Below are 14443 nucleotides of genomic sequence, written 5' to 3' on the forward strand. Positions count from 1 at the left end.
TCGATCTGACAGAAATCACACCGCCGGGTGCACTGATCGCCACCGATCAGGAACGTCGCCTCCCGGTCCTCCCAGCACTCGTAAATATTGGGACAACCGGCCTCCTCACACACCGTGTGCAAACCCTCACGACGCACCAGACCCTTGAGCTCGGTGAACTCCGGCCCCATCCGCACCCGCGTCTTGATCCACGACGGCTTCTTCTCGATCGGCGTCTCACTGTTGCGAACCTCGAGACGCAGCAGCTTCCGGCCTTCAGGCGCAGCACTCACGGCTTCAACCGTACGCCCGTCCGGGCTACGCGGGATCGGGGGTGACGCCGGTCAGCTTCGCCGTCAGCTCCCACAACGCCGCCCCCAGCCGTTCGCTGCGCGCGGCGGCCACGGGCGGCACCGCTGCCGGGTAGCCGCGCAGGTTGCCGAGGCCGCGGGGGCCGAAGTAGGTGCCGCCTTCGACGCCGTCGGCCGTGGCCGCGTAGAGCTGCGGGAGCGCGCCGATGCGGGTGTTCTGGGCGAACAGGACCTCGCCGAGGCGGTGACCGCCGGCGATCAGGGACCGCAGCACTGGGTTCGAGTACGACCGCGCCATGCCGCTGCCCAGGCCCGTGGCGGTGTAGCCCGGGTGGGCGGCGACGCTGAGCACGCCGGAGCCGGCCGCGCGCAGGCGACGGTCCAGTTCGAGCGCGAACACCTGGTCGGCGAGCTTCGACTGACCGTACGCGGCGGCGGGGTTGTAGCGGCGGTGCTCGGCGTTCGGGTCGTCGAGGTGGATGCGGGCGCCGACGGCGGCCAGGCTCGACAGCGTGACGACCCGGCCGCGCAGGGCGGGCATGACCAGCCACGTCAGCGCCGCGTGGCCGAGGTAGTTGGTGCCGAACTGCAGCTCGAAGCCGTCGGCGGTGCGGCCGCGGGCGGTGGCCATCACGCCGGCGTTGTTGACCAGCACGTCGAGCGCGTCGCCGGTGCGTTCCCGCACCGACGCGGCCGCCGCGCGCACCGAGGCGAGCTCGCTCAGGTCCAATGGGACGAGCTCGGGTTCGGCGCCCGCGGCGGCGGCTTTCACGGCGTCGAGTGCCTGCGCACCGCGTTCGGCGGAGCGGCAGGCGAGGAGCACGCGGGCCCCCTTGCCCGCGAGCACCAGCGACGTGCGCAGGCCGAGCCCGGAATTCGCTCCGGTGACCAGGACGGTCCGGCCGCTCTGATCGGGGATGTCGGCCTCGGTCCAGCGCTCTGTCATGCGCTCACTTAACTCTGTTTACGCACTCGGCGCGAGCAGCCGCCGCAGGTGTCCCATGACGGGTCGGCGGCGGGTGGTCTCCGAGCGGTGCGCCCGCAGCAGCGCTTCGAACGCGTGGCCCACCTTGACGATCTCGCCGGCCGGCTCGCGCGGGTCGGCCAGCCCGGCCGTGACGGCGAGCATCCGCAGCTCGCCTTCGTGCATCCGGCGCAGCGACGGGTGCCGCTCGTAGGCGCCGTCGAGGACCGCGCGCAGGTCGCTGTGCTCGTCGACGGCGGCGCGCCAGGCGCGGGTGACGGCGTCGACGTGGTCGCCGAGGCCGTCGGCGTCGTCCGGGTCGACGACCTCGGACCGCAGGCGGCCGCTCAGCGTGCGCGTCCACTGGTACTGCAGGGCGGTGAGGACGTTTTCCTCGGTGCCGAAGTGCTGTTCGGCACCGGGCACCTCCTCGAGCGGCAGCGGCTCACCCGGGTTCCGGGCGGCCAGGCGGACGGTCGCTTCGAGGATTTCCTGACGTCGGTAGAAGTCGGTCCAGCTCATCTGTGGCTCCCCTTCCGTGGCCCGGGTCATACCGCGGGTCTGCGGCATACTCCCGGTACGGACCTGACGCGCCGAACATACCATGAGTATGGAGAGCGGTTCCCGGCGTAAAGTTGTGAAGGTGGCGACAATGAGGTCCAGACGACTCGACTACTCCGAGTCGACGCGGTCCGCGCTGGTCGACAGCGCGGTCGAACTGTTCACCAAACGGGGTTATGCGGGGACCTCGCTCGACGAGATCGCCAAACGCGCCCGGGTGACCAAGGGGGCGCTGTACCACCACTTCAGCGGTAAGCAGGCGCTCTTCGAAGCCGCGTTCGACCAGGTCGAGAGCCTCGTCTACGACCGACTGGACAAGATCATGACCGGCGAGGGCACGCCGTGGGAGCGGGCGCTCGCGGGGCTCAACGCGTTCTTCCGCGCCTGCCTCGACCCGGCGTACCAGCGGATCGCCATCCACGAGGCGCCGGTCGTGATGGGCTGGGAGCGCTGGCGCGAGGCCGAGGAGCGGTGCAGCTTCGGGCTCGTGCGGTCGGGCCTGCAGGCGCTGATCGACGCGGGCGAGGTCGAGCCGGTGCCGGTCGAGGTCACCGCGCGCCTGCTGTTCGGCGCCCTGTCGAGCGCGGCGACCGAAATCGCCAGTTCGCCCGACCCGAAGAAGGTCCGCGCCGAGATCGAGGACGTCATCGTCCGCATGCTGGTACGGCTGCGGCGCACCGAGCCCGACGTCTCTATAGGCTGATCTTCGTGGACTTGAGGATCTTCACCGAGCCCCAGCAAGGGGCCAGCTACGACGACCAGCTGCGCGTCGCCAAGGCGACCGAAGCCGCCGGGTACGACGCCTTCTTCCGCAGCGACCACTACCTGAAGATGGGCTCGGCCGACGGCCTGCCCGGCCCGACCGACGCGTGGATCACGCTGGCCGGCCTGGCCCGCGAGACCAGCCGGATCCGGCTGGGCACGCTCGTCACCGCGGCGACGTTCCGCCACCCGGGGCCGCTTGCCATTTCGGTCGCGCAGGTCGACCAGATGTCGGGCGGCCGCGTCGAGTTCGGCTTGGGTGCGGGCTGGTACGACGCGGAGCACGACGCGTACGGCCTGACGCTGCCGCCGTTGAAGGAGCGCTTCGACCGCTACGCCGAGCAGCTCGAGGTCATCACCGGGCTGTGGAAGACGCCATCGGGCTCGACGTATTCGTTCGACGGTCAGTACTACAAGCTGACGGATTCGCCGGCGCTGCCGAAGCCGGCCCAGTCGCCGGCACCCCCGGTGATCATCGGCGGCGGTGGCAAGAAGCGCACGCCGGCCCTGGCCGCGCGGTTCGCGGACGAGTTCAACCTCCCGTTCACCGACGCCGAGACGGCGGCGGCCCAGTTCGCCCGCGTCGAGGCGGCCGCGGCGGAGATCGGCCGGGACCCGAAGGAGATCCTGCGCTCGGTGGCGCTGGTGATCGCGGTCGGCCGCTCCGAGGCGGAGGTCGTGCAGCGGGCTTCGGTGATCGGACGGGACGTGAGCGAGCTGCGAGCCAACGGGCTGGCCGGGTCGCCCGCGGAGGTCGTCGACCGGATCGGGGAGTGGCGGGAGAAGACCGGGATCACCCGGGCCTACCTGCAGCTGCTGGACCTGTCGGACCTGGACCAGATCGACCTGGTGGCCGCCGAGGTAGCGCCGCAGCTGGACTGAGGCAGCGGCGGGGCGCCTTTTGCAGCTGCCTCACCGGCGCGAACGGCCGCGGGGGGCGCGGAGCGCCTTTTTTGCAGCTGGCCTAACCGGCGCGAACGGCACCCCGCCCAGACCTCCCCCGCCACCCCGATCCGAAGCCAGCACGCGGACGGTGGTACCGGGTCAAGGCACGCTTTCCCGCCTTGACGCGGTACCACCGTCCGTAGTGACAATTCAGGCTTCGGGGTGGTGGGCACCGAAATCCGTGGCCCCCAACCGCACTGAGCAGCCCCCGATTTCCACGCTAGCGCAAGGCACCGACAATTCCGGACGCCGGAAGCAAGGCCGGGCCCCCGCTATCCACAGGGCCGGCCGGGGACGCCTCAGTTCTGGAGGGCGAAGGTGACGCCGGCGGCCTCGGGAGCGGCCGGGCGGGGGAGCCAGCGGTCCTCGCTCACCGGCAGCTCACCCTCGAGGGCCGCCAGCACCGCGTCCCTCGCCAGGGGGAGGACCGCCTCCACCGTCACGTCGCGCTGGAGCTCGTACGACAGGGACGTCACCCCCGCGTCGCGGATGCCGCACGGGACGATGTTGTCGAACGCCGCCAAGTCCGCGTTGCAGTTCAGCTCGAAGCCGTGCATCGTCACGCCTCGCTGGACGCGGATGCCGATCGCCGCGATCTTGCGCTCGATCCCGCGGTCGTCGGCCGGGATCCAGACGCCGCTGCGGCCTTCGACGCGGCCGGAGTGCACGCCCAGCTGGTCGCACACGTGGATCAGGGCCTCTTCCATGCGCCGCACGTAGTGGACCACGTCGATCGGGTCCGCCAGCTTGACGATCGGGTAGCCGACCAGCTGGCCCGGGCCGTGCCAGGTGATCTTGCCGCCTCGGTCGACGTCGATCACCGGGGTGCCGTCCGTGGGGCGGTCGGCCTCCTCCGTGCGCTTGCCCGCCGTGTACACCGAAGGGTGCTGCAGCAGGAGCATCGTGTCCGGCGCGGTGCCGTCCGCCCGGGCCGTCAGGAAGCTCCGCTGGAGCTCCCAGGCTTCGGTGTAGTCGATCGTGCCGAGCTCGCGGACGTCGACGGGCTCGGTGCTGGCGCGGCAGGTGCGGGAAGAACTCACCCGTCGAGGCTACGCCCGTCACCCGGGGGAAGCAGCCGTAAGGCGCACGCTGAGAGCAGCCCGACACCGGTCACCGCCAGCACTGCGCCGATCGTGTCCGTCACCCAGTGCACGCCCAGCACGACGCGGCACGTCGCCGACAGCACCACCGCCACCGCGACCGCCGCCGCCACGCGCCGGAGCAGCCTCGGCCACAGCCACGCGCACAGCAGGAGCAGCACGAACCCCGTGCTCGCCACCGACACCACGTGCCCGCTCGGGTAGCTCAGGTCCGGGTAGTCGCGCGGGCGCTCGCGCAGGAAGATCGGCTTGGCCGTCAGGCTGGTCAGCCGGCACAGCAGCAGCACGACGGCGAGCCGCACGCACAGGCCCGTGTGCTGCCGGCGCCGCAGCGCCAGCGCGAGCAGCGCCATCCCGAGCACGTACGGCAGCACCGGGCCGAGGATGTCGCTGCCGATCTCCGCCACCCGGCCGAGCGGCTGTGTGTAGACGCCGTGGAGGGCGTTCGCCACCTGCGAGTCGAGGGTCAGCGGGTGCCGCGCGACGCCGAGCCCGAGCGCCACGAACGCCGCCGTCAGCGCGAAACCGATGACGAGCCAGCGCTTGAGCGGGACGGTCATGCCGCGGCGAGCGCGCTGTCCAGGGTCCGGTGCCGGAACTCGTACCCCGACCGCTCCAGCGCCGCCGGGACGGCCCGCTGCCCGAACAGCGCCATCTCCTCGCCGGCCTGGCCGAGCACGGCCTTGAGCGCGATCCCGGGCACCCACCACGGCGCCGGCCGGTGCAGCGCGCGGCCGACGGCGCGGGTGAACTCGGCGTTGGTCACCGGCGCCGGGCCGGTCAGGTTCACCGGCCCCGACACGTCGTGCGTCAGGACGTGGACGATCGCGCCCACCTCGTCTTCGAGGGCGATCCACGGCATGTACTGGCTGCCGTTCCCGAGCCGCCCGCCCAGGCACAGCGCGAACAACGGGCGCAGCGTCCCGTAGAGGCCGCCCTTCGCCGACAGGACCAGCCCGGTCCGGATCTTCACGACCCGCGCGTCCCCGGCACCCGCCGTCGCGGCTTCCCACCCTTCGCACAGCTCGGCGAGGAAACCCCGGCCGCGCGGCGCGGATTCGTCCACTGTGGACGCCCCGGTGTCGCCGTAGTACCCGACGGCGGAGGCGTTGACGAGCACACCGACCCCGTGTTCGGCAACGGCTTCGGCGAGCACCTCGGTCGGCTCGACCCGGCTGTCGGTGAGCTGCTGCTTGCGCATTGCGCTCCACCGGCCGGGGAACAGCCGCTGCCCACCCAGGTTCACGACGGCGTTAACCCCCTCGAAGGCGCCGCTCGCGATAGTCCCCGACGGCGGATCCCAGCGGAATTCGCCGTCACCGCGCGCCTCACGCCGCACCAGCCGGCGGACCTCGTGGCCCTCGCGCCGCAGGCGGTCGCCCAGCGCCGACCCGATCAAGCCGCTCGCTCCGGCGATCAGTACTCGCATGCTTCGATCGTTGCGCATTCGCTCCGCCCCCGCACGCCCAGGTCCCCCGCGCAAGGCGGCGCCGACGATCCGGCCCGCGTGCGCGGCGCCGGGGAGGCCGGCGGGGGCGAGGTGCGGTGGAAGGCGTCCCCGGACATGGCGAAGGCCGCCACGGAGATTCCCGTGGCGGCCTTCGTCAGCAGGTCCTTCAGAGACCGAGTTCGCTCTCGAAGTTGCCCTCTTCCAGGCGCTGCTTGATCGTCGTCAGGAAGCGGCCCGCGTCGGCCCCGTCCACCAGGCGGTGGTCGTAGGTCAGCGGCAGGTATGCCATCGAGCGGACGGCGATCGTGTCGTTGCCGTCGGCGTCCGCGATCACGACCGGGCGCTTGACGACCGCGCCGGTGCCGAGGATGCCCGACTGCGGCTGCACGATGATCGGCGTGTCGAACAGCGCGCCGACGCTGCCGATGTTCGTGATCGAGAAGGTGCCGCCCGACAGCTCGTCCGGCTTGATCTGGCCCGCCCGCGCGCGGCCCGCCAGGTCGGCGATCCGGTGCGCGAGACCGGCCAGGCTCAGCTCGCCCGCGTCGTGGATCACGACCGAGAGCAGGCCGCGCTCGGTGTCCACCGCGATGCCCAGGTGCACGGCGCCGTGGTAGGTGATCTCCTTCGTGTCCTCGTTGTAGGACGCGTTGACGTTCGGGTGCTGCTTGAGCGCCTCGACCGTGGCCTTCGCGAAGAACGGCAGGAACGTCAGGTTGACACCCTCGCGCTCCTTGAAGCCCGCCTTCGCGCGCTGGCGCAGCTTGGCGATCTTCGTGACGTCGACCTCCTGGACCTGCGTGAGCTGCGCGGCGATCTGCAGCGACTCGCGGGTCTTGGTGGCCGTGATCTGGCGGATCCGGCTGGCCTTCTGGACCGTGCCGCGCAGCGCCGCCAGCTCCGGCGACACCGCGGCCGCGGGACGCGCGGCGGGCGCCGACGGGGCCGCGGCCGGAGCGGCGGCAGCGGCCGGAGCCGGGGCGGCGGCGGCCTTCTGCTTCTCCTCGGCCGCGGCCAGGACGTCCTGCTTGCGGATCCGGCCGCCGACGCCGCTGCCGGTCAGCGACGCGAGGTCGATGCCGTGCTCCGACGCGAGCTTGCGGACCAGCGGGGTGACGTACGGGCCGTCCGCCGAGCCGTCCTTCGCCGCGGCGGCCGGGGCCGACTGCGTGGCGGCCGAGGCCGGCGCGGCCTGCGGCTTCGGTTCCGGCTTGGGCTCGGGCTTCGGTTCCGGCTTCGACTCCTGGACCGGCTCGGGCTTGGGTTCCGGCTTCGGCTCGGGCTTGGGCTCCGGCTTCGGTTCCGGCTCGGCCTTCGGCGCCGCACCGGCGTCCCCGATCACGGCCAGGACGCCGCCGACCTCGACGGTCTCGTCCTCGCCCGCGCGGATCTCCAGCACCGTGCCGGCCACCGGCGACGGCACCTCGGTGTCGACCTTGTCGGTGGAGATCTCGAGCAGCGGCTCGTCGACCTCGACCGAGTCGCCGACCGCCTTCAGCCAGCGCGTGACGGTGCCCTCGGTGACGCTCTCGCCCAGCTCGGGCAGCTTCACCTCGGTGCCTTCGCCACCAGCGGCCGGCGCGGTGTCCGGCTTGCTCGGCGCTTCCTCGGAGGCCTGCGGCTCCTCCTGCTGCGGCTCGGGCTGCGAGGGCGCCTCTTCCTGCGCCGGGGCCGACGACCCGGACGACTCCGGCACGCCGCCGGTGCCGTCGTCGATGACGGCGAGCTCGCCGCCGACCTCGACGGTCTCGTCCTCCTGGGCGCTGATCTTCACGACCGTGCCCGCGACCGGGGAGGGCACCTCGGTGTCGACCTTGTCGGTCGAGATCTCGAGCAACGGCTCGTCGACCTCGACGGTGTCGCCCTCCTGCTTAAGCCACCGGGTGACGGTGCCTTCGGTGACGCTCTCCCCGAGCTCCGGCAATGTGACGGAGTAGGCCATCGTTCGCTGACTCCTCTTCCAAGTTCTGCGTGGTCTGGATTCTGCTGGTGGGACGTCAGCTGTGCACGTGCAGCGGCTTCCCCGCGAGGGCGAGGAACGCTTCACCGAGGGCCTCGGTCTGGGTGGGGTGCGCGTGGATCAGCGGGGCGACGTCCTCGGGGAACGCCTCCCAGCTGTAGATCAGCTGCGCTTCGCCGATCAGCTCGCCGACGCGGTCGCCGACCATGTGCACGCCGACGACCGGGCCGTCCGGGGCCTTGACCAGCTTGACCCCGCCGGAGGTCTTGAGGATCTGGCTCTTGCCGTTGCCGCCCAGGTCGTAGGTGAACGTCGTGACGTCCGAGCCGTACTTGTCCTTCGCCTGCGACTCGGTCAGCCCGACCGACGCGACCTCCGGGTGCGAGTAGGTGACCCGCGGGATGCCGCTCTCGTCGATCACGCGCGGGTTCTGCCCGGCGATCTCCTCGGCGACGAAGATGCCCTGCTGGAAGCCGCGGTGCGCGAGCTGCAGGCCGGGGACGATGTCGCCGACGGCGTAGACGTTCGGCAGGTTCGTGCGCAGCCGCTCGTCGGTGAGGACGAAGCCGCGCTCGATCTTGACGCCGGCCTCCTCGTAGCCGTGGCCCGCCGAGTTCGGCCCGCGGCCGACGGCGACCAGCAGCAGGTCGGCCTCGATGGTCTCGCCGGACTCCAGCGAAACGCTCACGCCGTTGTCGTCCTGCTTCGCGCCGGTGAACTTCACGCCGGTCTTGAAGGTGATCTTGCGGCGGCGGAAGGCGCGCTCGAGCTGCTTGGACGCGAACTCGTCCTCGTTCGGGACCAGCCGCGGCAGGGCCTCGACGATGGTGACGTCGACGCCGAAGGAAGCCCAGACGCTGGCGAACTCGACGCCGATGACGCCGCCGCCGAGGACGACGACCTTCTTCGGGACGTAGTCGAGGGCCAGGGCCTGCTCGCTGGCGATGATGCGGCCGCCGAGCTCCAGGCCGGGCAGCGTGCGCGAGTACGAGCCGGTGGCGAGGATGACGTTCTTGCCGGTGTAGCGGGTGCCGTCCACCTCGACGGTCGTGCCGCCGACGAACGTGCCGCTGCCCTCGACGAGGTTCACCTTGTGCGCCTTGGCCAGGCCCTGCAGGCCCTTGTACAGGCGGGCGACGATGCCGTCCTTGTACTTGTTGACCCCGGCGATGTCGATGCCCTCGAAGGCGGCCTTGACGCCGACCGCTTCGGCTTCGCGGGTCTCGTCGGCGACCTCGGCGGCGTGCAGCAGGGCCTTGGTCGGGATGCAGCCCCGGTGGAGGCACGTCCCGCCCAGCTTGTCCTTCTCGATCAGCGTGACGGAAAGGCCCAGCTCGGCCGCGCGGAACGCCGCGGCGTAGCCGCCCGATCCGCCTCCCAGGATCACGAGGTCGGCGGAGGTGTCGGTCACTTCATTAACTCCTCGGCAAGCAGTGGGGTGATGCTCTGTCGTCGCGCCCGCGCCCGGTATAACCGCGCGCGCGACACCGCCATCTTGTCACTACGCCGGACGGGGCTGCGAGCTAGCCGGGTGTGCGACGCCGACCACACGCGGAGTTCGGGATAATGAGTGGCGTAGGTCTCTGAGGAAGAGGTGGTCGAGGTGGGGCTCTTCGACTCGCTGCGCAGGCGGGCCAAGGGTGGGCAACGGGCCGGTACGCTGCGGAAAGCCAGCTCCGAGGACACCCGCCACCTCGACGAGTGGGCGGCCACGAGGCGAGGTGTGGAGGCGTTCGTGGAGCCGAAGACCAACGTCACGGAGACCACTGTGGTGTTGATCGCCCATGACGGAGAGTGGACGCGGCGGCGGATCGGCAGCCTGGAGGCGGCGCAGCAGTTCGGCCACCGCCGGTCGATCCCGGTGTACGAGGTCGCCCGGGTGGGTTACCCGAAGCGGATGCGCGAGTACACCGAGCGGAAGAAGCGCGGCCAGGTCTAGAGGTCGATCCGGCCGACGACCTCGCCGTTGAAGGTCTGGCCGGTCGGCTTGAAGCCGAGTTTGAGGTAGAACTGCTCCGGGCCGCCCTCGGCCGGGATCCACAGCACGGTCGCGCTGGTGTTGCCCCGTCTTCGTGCTTCTTCGAGGACGGTCTCGACGGCGAACCGGCCGTAGCCGCGGCCCTGCACGCCCGCGCCGACGTTCAGCCGCCAGATCCCGCAGCGGAAGAAGTCCAACTCGGCGTCCGGGTTGAAGCCGCCCATCACGAACGCCGCCGGTTCGCCGTCGGCCAGGATCAGCCGCGGCCAGGCGACTTCCGGCTGCGTGTACGCTTCGGCGAGCGAGACGGCGACCGGGGCCACGAAGGCCTTCTGATGGGGTTCGACGGCCAGCTGGCACGCCGCGGCGACGTTCTCCGGGGTGATCTTCTCCGCGGTGAGGATGGTCACCGCGCCCAACCTAGCCTGCCTGGGCCAGCAGCGCGGCGTGGTTGACGAGCGCCGCGCGGAAGGACGCGTGGACCGTCGTGCCCAGGACCGGGTCGACTTCGACGACGTGCCCGGCCGAGAGAAGCAGCACCGCGGGGTCGGACAGGATCACGACGCCGTTCTCGGCCCGCAGGTCCGCCGTACCGAGGAGGCGGGGGAAGACCACGTCGGCGGGCAGGCCGTCGCAGGTGCGAAGGAATTCGCGGTGGTCGGCGGGCAGCTCGGCGCCCAGCCGCAGCTCCGCCGAGCGGATCGCCGCGTCCGACGCCGGAGGTGGTGCCGTGCCGCCGCGCAGGCGCAAGATCTCCGCGATCAGTTCCGGCCAGGTGCCGGGCTCCGGTGGGTACCGCTCGTGCAGCGCCGCGACCAGCGCACCCGCGCACGCCGGCGCCCACTCGCGCAGCCCGAGCGGGTCCGCGCCCGCCACCAGCGCCGGCGCCAACGCCCGCGTCGCCGCCAGCGTGGCGACGTCCGGGTGTGGCCCGGCGAGCGAGGCCCAAAGCTCCAGGTCACCGTCGGCGAGGGCGGTTCGCACCCGGTCCGGGCGCGCCGGCGCGACCTGCTTCACCACCTCGGCGACCGGGCCGGGCGGCAGCACGCCTTCGAGGTCGGACACCGGGCGACGCAACGACGCCGTGTGCGCGCGTTCTTCCGCGTCGAGGTCGAGCGGCGGCAGGCCCTCCGCCCAAGCCGGACGCGCGCCCCGCGCCTCGAACAGCATCGCCCACGCCCGCGCGCGCACCGGGTCCGCGGCCAGCGCGGTCACCGGCCGTTCGGTGCGGGCCTGCCACTGCGTGACCAGCCGATCGGCCTCGTCGAGGGCGCCGGAGGCCGCGAGCAGCAGGGCCGCGTACCCCACCTGGTCGTCGACGCGTGCCTCGGGCGCCGTCAGGACGTCGCGGACCGCCGCTTCGAGGTAGTCCTGCACCCCGCCGACCCTAGCCGAGGGCTTGCTTCGCACCCGGGTGCAGCGGGACCGGGTCGGTCTGGGTCGCCAGCTGCTTCGAAATCTCCTTCGCCGCCGGGTGCACCTTCGCCAGCTCCGCCTGCTTGTCGAAGATCAGCTTGGTGATCGCGCACGCGTTGCCCGCCGGGAAGTCGTCGCGCACCAGCAGCAGGTTCGGCACCACGACCGTCGGCACGTCCGCGGGCTGCCCGTACGCCGCCGCAGGGATCACGGCCTGGTCGTAGACCGGGTTCACCTTCTTCAGCGCGGGCAGCTGCGGCGTGATGTCGAGGAACTTCACCTTGTCCTTCAACGCCGTGGTGATGTCGGTGATCTGCGCGGTGGGCAGGCCGCCGGACCAGACGAGCCCGTCGAGCGTCCCCGCCTTCATGCCGTCCGCCGTCTTGGCCAGGTCGAGCCGCTGGGCCTGGACGTCGGTGTCGGGCTTGAGGCCGGCCGCCTGGAGGAGGCGGTTCGCGATCACCTCGGTGCCGGACTTCGGGGAGCCGGTCGAGATCCGCTTGCCCTTCATGTCCGCGACGCTGTCGATCCCGGCGTCCGTGCGCACCAGCACCTGCGTCGAGTTCGGGTAGATCCGGGACAGGGCCTGGATCTTCTGCGGCTTGCCGTCGAAGGACCCCTTGCCGTTGACGGCGTCCGCCGCGGTGTCGGCCAGCGAGAACGCGACGTCGTAGTTGCCGGCCACCAGCTGCTGGATGTTCTGCACCGACGCGCCGGTTTCCGCGGCCGTCGCGCGCAGCTTCGTGGTGTTGCTGATCAGCTGCGCCAGCCCGCCGCCCAGCACGTAGTACACGCCGCCGCTGTTGCCGGTGGCGATGGTGATCCGGCCCTCGCCCGCCTCGCAGGACTGCGTCCCACCCGGTGCGGACTGGTCGGTCTGTTGTTTCCCGCCGCAGCCGGTGACGGCCAGAGCGAGCACCGCCACGGCGGCAACTGCGCGTTTCATGCTGTCCTCCTCTTGATCACGGCATGGGTGAGCAGCGCGGCGGCCCCGCACGCGGCACCGATCGCGATCGGCACCGGCTCCAGGTAGAGCAGGCAGAGAGCGGCGGGGACGAACAACAGCCGCACCGGGAGGCTGACCGGCCCGAAGAGCCAGCCGCCGGTGACCACCGCCAGCGCGGCGACGGCGAGCGCGGACACCGCCGCCACCCACAGCACGGTGAGCACGTCGGACTCCAGCAGCAGCGCGGCGCCGTTGTCGGTGAGCACGAAGGCGATCGGCACCAGGAACGCCGGGAGCGTGTACTTCCAGCACTGCCACATGGTGCCGAGCACCGAGCCGCCGGTGATCGCCGCCGAAGCGACCGCGGCGAGCGCCGTCGGCGGCGTGACCTCTGACAGCACGGCGTAGTAGAAGATGAACATCGCGCGCTCGGCGTCGGCCACGCCGAGCGTCTCCAGGGCCGGGCCGATCACCACCCAGGCGATGATGAAGCTGGCGGTGACCGGCACCGCGAGGCCGAGCACGCCGACGGCGATCGCCGAGAGCAGCACGGTCAGGATGAGGATCACCGTGCCGTTGTCGGTGAGCACGCCGGCCAGTTCCACCAGCGCGTCGGCGAGTTCGAGGCCGAGCCCGGTCTTGGTGATGGTCGAGGTGATCACGCCCGCGGCCGCGCACACCGCGATCACCGGCAGCGCGCCGCGCACGCCGGCCGACAGCGCGTCGACCATGTCCTTCGCCCAGCCGCGCACGTCCCGGCGCCGGGCGATCAACGCGAACAGCGCGGCGACCCCGGTGGCGTAGACGACCGCGGCGAACGGCGGGATGTCGAGGGCGAGGAAGACGACGATGATCGCCAGCGACAGGAAGTGGTAACCGCCGCGCAGCAGCAGTTTCCACGGATCGTCGTGCGGCACGTCGACGGCTTCGGCCTTGAACCGCCGCGCGTCGGCCTCCATCGCGAACACGATGCCGAGGTAGTAGAGCAGCGTCGGGACGGTCGCCCAGACCAGCACCTTCAGGTACGACGTCTGGAGGTACTCGGCGATGATGAACGCGGCCGCGCCCAGCGTCGGCGGCGAGAGGATGGCCCCGATGCCGGCCGCCGCGAGCAGCCCGCCCGCGTTTTCCTTGGGGTAACGCGCTTTCTTGAGGATCGGCCAGGTGATCGAGCCGAGGCTGACGGCGGTCGCGGTGCCCGAACCCGACACCGTGCCGAGCAGGAAGCCCGAGAGCACGGTGGTCCGGCCCGGCGCCGTCCGCGACTTCCGGAACGCGGCGAAGGAGATGTCCACGAAGAACTGGCCGGCGCCGGAGGCGTTGAGCACCGCGCCGTAGAGGGTGAACAGCACGATGTAGCTCGCCGCGACGTCCAGGGGAGTGCCGTAGAACCCGCTGGCGTCGTTGAAGAGCGCGTTGACGATCTGGCTGAAGTCGATGCCCGCGTGGGCGATGCCCCAGTTCTGCGGGAGGAAGCCGCCGTAGTAGGCGTAGGCGAGGAAGAGCAGGCAGACGATCGGCAGGACCAGCCCGGTCGTGCGGCGGGTGGCTTCGAGGACCAGGAGCAGCAGGAGCGCGCCGGCGACGATGTCGAGCGGGGAGAGGATGCCCTGGCGGTTCAGGAAGTCGTCGTAGCCCACGAGCACCGGGTACAGGCCGACGGCGAGCGCCAGGACGGCGAGCGCCCAGTCGGTCCGGCCGGGGTCGTCGCGGCCGCGCAGCCGCGGGCGGTAGCACAGGAAGACCAGCGGGAGCGTCACGCCGAGGAAGAGCACCAGGTAGAACTGGTTGCCCTTGGCGAACGGGAAGAACACCTGCTTGAGCACCAGGACCGCGACCGCGAGGGCGACGAAGTAGACGACGCGGTCCGGGACCCGGGAGAGCGTGCGCGCCGGCCGTTCCTCGTCGTGCTCGGCGGCGATCGCCGCCGGCGTGTCCTCTTCGGCCGGCCCGGTGGTCACCCAGCCACGGTACGGTGTCGCGGATCACACCGAAAGCGGCAAAAGGATCACCGGCCCCAAGCGCCCCAATGTGGCGTTCGGTGCGTCAGACGCACCCAATGTGGCGTTCG

The 14443-nt window shown here is 71.6% G+C and carries 14 protein-coding genes and 1 pseudogene; 3 read left to right on the plus strand and 12 right to left on the minus strand.

Annotated elements, in window-relative coordinates:
* The 3 genes and pseudogenes from ACWEF6_RS40965 to ACWEF6_RS40975 all read right to left on the minus strand — a co-directional run.
* A pseudogene (locus ACWEF6_RS40965) lies at positions 1–272 on the minus strand (lipoyl synthase); the annotation flags it as partial.
* Positions 273–297: 25 nt separating this feature from the next.
* Positions 298–1236, minus strand: a complete 939-nt coding sequence (locus tag ACWEF6_RS40970) for an oxidoreductase (protein WP_449687886.1) — start codon at positions 1234–1236, stop codon at positions 298–300.
* An 18-nt stretch (positions 1237–1254) separates the two neighbouring features.
* A complete protein-coding gene (locus ACWEF6_RS40975; RefSeq protein WP_449687887.1) occupies positions 1255–1776 on the minus strand; it encodes a hypothetical protein in 522 nt (173 codons plus the stop codon).
* Positions 1777–1906: 130 nt separating this feature from the next.
* Between ACWEF6_RS40975 and ACWEF6_RS40980 the strand changes: the two genes are divergently transcribed.
* Both ACWEF6_RS40980 and ACWEF6_RS40985 read left to right on the plus strand, forming a co-directional pair.
* Positions 1907–2518, plus strand: a complete 612-nt coding sequence (locus ACWEF6_RS40980; RefSeq protein ID WP_310977104.1) for a TetR/AcrR family transcriptional regulator — start codon at positions 1907–1909, stop codon at positions 2516–2518.
* Between the two features lie 5 nt (positions 2519–2523).
* Positions 2524–3459, plus strand: a complete 936-nt coding sequence (locus tag ACWEF6_RS40985; protein ID WP_449687888.1) for an LLM class F420-dependent oxidoreductase — start codon at positions 2524–2526, stop codon at positions 3457–3459.
* Positions 3460–3821: 362 nt separating this feature from the next.
* Here the strand turns inward: ACWEF6_RS40985 and lipB are convergent, their stop codons facing one another.
* The 5 genes from lipB to lpdA form a co-directional block, all read right to left on the minus strand.
* Entirely contained in the window at positions 3822–4562 is a 741-nt protein-coding gene (gene lipB, locus ACWEF6_RS40990) for a lipoyl(octanoyl) transferase LipB (protein ID WP_449687889.1), read from the minus strand.
* Positions 4559–5182, minus strand: a complete 624-nt coding sequence (locus ACWEF6_RS40995) for a phosphatase PAP2 family protein (RefSeq protein ID WP_449687890.1) — start codon at positions 5180–5182, stop codon at positions 4559–4561. The genes lipB and ACWEF6_RS40995 overlap by 4 nt, the downstream gene beginning before the upstream one ends.
* The gene (locus ACWEF6_RS41000) at positions 5179–6051 is read right to left on the minus strand and encodes a TIGR01777 family oxidoreductase (protein ID WP_449687891.1); all 873 of its coding nucleotides are present in this window, start codon (positions 6049–6051) and stop codon (positions 5179–5181) included. Before ACWEF6_RS41000 ends, ACWEF6_RS40995 begins: the two co-directional genes overlap by 4 nt.
* 187 nt (positions 6052–6238) lie before the next feature.
* A complete protein-coding gene (gene sucB, locus ACWEF6_RS41005; protein WP_449687892.1) occupies positions 6239–8014 on the minus strand; it encodes a 2-oxoglutarate dehydrogenase, E2 component, dihydrolipoamide succinyltransferase in 1776 nt (591 codons plus the stop codon).
* Positions 8015–8069: 55 nt separating this feature from the next.
* The gene (gene lpdA, locus ACWEF6_RS41010) at positions 8070–9443 is read right to left on the minus strand and encodes a dihydrolipoyl dehydrogenase (protein WP_449687893.1); all 1374 of its coding nucleotides are present in this window, start codon (positions 9441–9443) and stop codon (positions 8070–8072) included.
* Between the two features lie 183 nt (positions 9444–9626).
* Between lpdA and ACWEF6_RS41015 the strand changes: the two genes are divergently transcribed.
* Positions 9627–9971 carry a hypothetical protein gene (locus tag ACWEF6_RS41015; RefSeq protein WP_003071911.1) on the plus strand — a complete coding sequence of 115 codons (345 nt, stop codon included), beginning with the start codon at positions 9627–9629 and terminating at the stop codon, positions 9969–9971.
* On the opposite strand, the gene ACWEF6_RS41020 is transcribed toward ACWEF6_RS41015, so the two are convergent.
* The 4 genes from ACWEF6_RS41020 to ACWEF6_RS41035 are packed head-to-tail and all read right to left on the minus strand — an operon-like array spanning position 9968 to position 14333.
* Complete coding sequence (locus ACWEF6_RS41020) at positions 9968–10420, minus strand: GNAT family N-acetyltransferase (RefSeq protein WP_449687894.1); 453 nt, start codon at positions 10418–10420, stop codon at positions 9968–9970. The genes ACWEF6_RS41015 and ACWEF6_RS41020 overlap by 4 nt on opposite strands.
* Positions 10421–10430: 10 nt before the next feature.
* Positions 10431–11387 carry an SMI1/KNR4 family protein gene (locus ACWEF6_RS41025; RefSeq protein WP_449687895.1) on the minus strand — a complete coding sequence of 319 codons (957 nt, stop codon included), beginning with the start codon at positions 11385–11387 and terminating at the stop codon, positions 10431–10433.
* A gap of 10 nt (positions 11388–11397) precedes the next feature.
* Positions 11398–12372 carry a TAXI family TRAP transporter solute-binding subunit gene (locus ACWEF6_RS41030; RefSeq protein WP_449687896.1) on the minus strand — a complete coding sequence of 325 codons (975 nt, stop codon included), beginning with the start codon at positions 12370–12372 and terminating at the stop codon, positions 11398–11400.
* Positions 12369–14333 carry a TRAP transporter permease gene (locus ACWEF6_RS41035; RefSeq protein ID WP_449687897.1) on the minus strand — a complete coding sequence of 655 codons (1965 nt, stop codon included), beginning with the start codon at positions 14331–14333 and terminating at the stop codon, positions 12369–12371. The genes ACWEF6_RS41030 and ACWEF6_RS41035 overlap by 4 nt, the downstream gene beginning before the upstream one ends.
* Positions 14334–14443: the final 110 nt, after the last annotated feature.

The organism is Amycolatopsis sp. NPDC004772 (genome assembly GCF_053601215.1).

Bases quoted from the DNA above. Each gene is read 5' to 3' on its own strand.
- ACWEF6_RS41000 (WP_449687891.1), bottom strand. From the start codon at position 6,051: ATGCGAGTACTGATCGCCGGAGCGAGCGGCTTGATCGGGTCGGCGCTG.
- sucB (WP_449687892.1), bottom strand. From the start codon at position 8,014: ATGGCCTACTCCGTCACATTGCCGGAGCTCGGGGAGAGCGTCACCGAA.
- ACWEF6_RS40995 (WP_449687890.1), bottom strand. From the start codon at position 5,182: ATGACCGTCCCGCTCAAGCGCTGGCTCGTCATCGGTTTCGCGCTGACG.
- ACWEF6_RS40975 (WP_449687887.1), bottom strand. From the start codon at position 1,776: ATGAGCTGGACCGACTTCTACCGACGTCAGGAAATCCTCGAAGCGACC.
- ACWEF6_RS40970 (WP_449687886.1), bottom strand. From the start codon at position 1,236: ATGACAGAGCGCTGGACCGAGGCCGACATCCCCGATCAGAGCGGCCGG.
- ACWEF6_RS41030 (WP_449687896.1), bottom strand. From the start codon at position 12,372: ATGAAACGCGCAGTTGCCGCCGTGGCGGTGCTCGCTCTGGCCGTCACC.
- ACWEF6_RS40980 (WP_310977104.1), top strand. From the start codon at position 1,907: ATGAGGTCCAGACGACTCGACTACTCCGAGTCGACGCGGTCCGCGCTG.